This window comes from Mesorhizobium sp. M7A.F.Ca.CA.002.09.1.1 (assembly GCF_003998555.1).
Lineage (GTDB): Bacteria > Pseudomonadota > Alphaproteobacteria > Rhizobiales > Rhizobiaceae > Mesorhizobium > Mesorhizobium ciceri.
In genome coordinates this window covers 1-1,987 of record NZ_RZRR01000967.1, presented here as the reverse complement: position 1 = coordinate 1,987, position 1,987 = coordinate 1, and the positions used below count along the sequence as shown (strand labels likewise).

Sequence of the window (1,987 nt, the reverse complement as noted above, 5' to 3'; positions counted from 1 at the left end):
CTACTGAGTGAACGAAGCGACCAAGGCATCCGAGCCCCGCGCCAGCAGGCCGAGGTCGGAACCAACGGCAACCATGGTGAAGCCGTCGGCGAGGTAGCGGTCGGCATCGGTCTTTGCGGGAGCCAGGATCCCGCTGGCCTTGCCTGCCGCCGTTGCCGCCTTGCGCACCGAGGCGATCGCTTCTTGAACGTGTGCGGCCCCGGGATTGCCCATCGCACCCATATTGGTGGAAAGGTCGCCGGGTCCGACGAAGAGAACGTCGACGCCGTCCACTGCCGCAATTTCCGCGGCATTGGCGACGCCTAATTCATCCTCGATCTGTACGGCGAGAAGCTGCTGCTCACGCGCCTTGGCGTGGTAACCGGCGATGCGACCGAAGCCGTTGGCACGGTGACCGACCGAGAAGCCGCGAAATCCACCAGGCGCATATGTCATAGCCGCGACAATGGCGCGGGCCTGATCGGCCGTCCGCACATTGGGGATCATCAGGCTGCGCGCACCGATATCCAGGGCCTGCTTGATCAGATTGGGATCGTCGGAAGGCAGCCTGACGACGGCCTCGCTGTCGAAGCCGCCCATGACCTGCAACTGGGCCATGATGCTGCGCAGATGATTGGGGCTATGCTCGCCATCGATCAGCAGCCAGCCGGCGCCGGAGCCCGCGACAATTTCCGTCGTCAGGGCCGAAGCCAGCGAGCACCAGATGCCGATATGGGTCCGGCCGGCCGACACGGCAGCCTTCAGCGTGTTGAGGCGCTCTTGCATTTTGCGGTCGGTCTCCGATGAGCGAAAGGACGTTGAAATTTGTATGATGTCCTATATCATACGGCAATAATTTGCTGCAAGATGCAATACGCACCAACCTTCGTACAGGGGTTCAAGAATGAAGATCGGGTTCATCGGGCTCGGTGTGATGGGAGCACCGATGGCGCACCATCTCGTCGACGCGGGACATGAGATCTTCACGGTCCTGAACCGCTCCCCTCTGCCGAAGGACCTTAGGGCATCGGTCGTCGCCTCTCCTGGCGATGTGGCGCGGATGTCCGAGATCATCGTGACCATGCTGCCCGACACGCCAGATGTGGAGCGTGTCCTGCTTGGAGGAAACGGCGTCCTGGAGGGGCTGTCGGCCGATAAGCTGGTCATCGACATGAGCTCGATCAGCCCTATCGCCACTGCGGAATTCGCAGCGAAACTGCGGCAAGCGGGAGCCGGCTACCTCGACGCCCCGGTCTCGGGCGGTGAGGTCGGCGCCAAGGCGGCGAGCCTCACCATCATGGTCGGCGGGCCGACCGCAGAGTTCGAGCGCGCGCTGCCGATCTTTCGGACGCTGGGCAAGAACATCACCTTGATCGGCGAGCACAATGGCGCCGGCCAGACCTGCAAGATCGCAAATCAGATCATCGTCGCGCTCAACATAGAGGCCGTGGCGGAAGCGCTCGTCTTTGCCAGCAAGGCCGGTTGCGACGCGGCAAAGGTGCGCGCCGCGCTGATGGGCGGCTTTGCCTCGTCCCGCGTGCTGGAGGTGCATGGCGAGCGCATGATCGCCCGGACCTTCGCCCCGGGCTTTCGCATGCGGCTTCACCAGAAGGATCTCAACCTCGCGCTCGAAAGCGCCCGCGCGCTTGGCGTCTCGCTGCCGAACACCGCGATGGCGCAACAACTGATGAGCGCCTGCTCAGCCCGACCAGGCGGCGCGGAGGCCGACCACTCGTCCCTCGTCCAGGCGCTGGAGATCCTCAGCGGCCACGAACTGTCAAAAGAAAAGGAGTAAAACCGATGCGCGGAACCGGCAAGGCCGAGATCTTCGTGATGCTGGCCCATCCCGTGGCCCATGCCAAGAGCCCCGGCATATTCAACGAGATCTTCGAGCAGAAGGGCCTCGACAGCCTCATGGTGCCCTTGAGCTGCCGCCCGGAGGATTTCGAGGCCTTCTGGGCCGGCATTACGGCAGCCGAGAATATCAGGGGCGTGATCATCTCGGTGC

The 1,987-nt window shown here is 63.4% G+C and carries 2 protein-coding genes and 1 pseudogene; 2 read left to right on the top strand and 1 reads right to left on the bottom strand.

Annotation, left to right across the window (positions count from 1 at the left end):
• Window positions 1-765, bottom strand: coding sequence for an HpcH/HpaI aldolase/citrate lyase family protein (locus EN994_RS29005; protein ID WP_063168720.1), 765 nt, complete (start codon window positions 763-765; stop codon window positions 1-3).
• A gap of 118 nt (window positions 766-883) precedes the next feature.
• Here EN994_RS29005 and EN994_RS29000 point away from each other — a divergent pair, with 118 nt between their 5' ends.
• Both EN994_RS29000 and EN994_RS28995 read left to right on the top strand, forming a co-directional pair.
• Window positions 884-1,774, top strand: coding sequence for a 2-hydroxy-3-oxopropionate reductase (locus EN994_RS29000; RefSeq protein WP_063168721.1), 891 nt, complete (start codon window positions 884-886; stop codon window positions 1,772-1,774).
• A gap of 5 nt (window positions 1,775-1,779) precedes the next feature.
• Window positions 1,780-1,987 (top strand): annotated as a pseudogene (locus EN994_RS28995) (shikimate dehydrogenase); the annotation flags it as partial.

Bases quoted from the DNA above. Each gene is read 5' to 3' on its own strand.
- EN994_RS29005 (WP_063168720.1), bottom strand. From the start codon at position 765: ATGCAAGAGCGCCTCAACACGCTGAAGGCTGCCGTGTCGGCCGGCCGG.
- EN994_RS29000 (WP_063168721.1), top strand. From the start codon at position 884: ATGAAGATCGGGTTCATCGGGCTCGGTGTGATGGGAGCACCGATGGCG.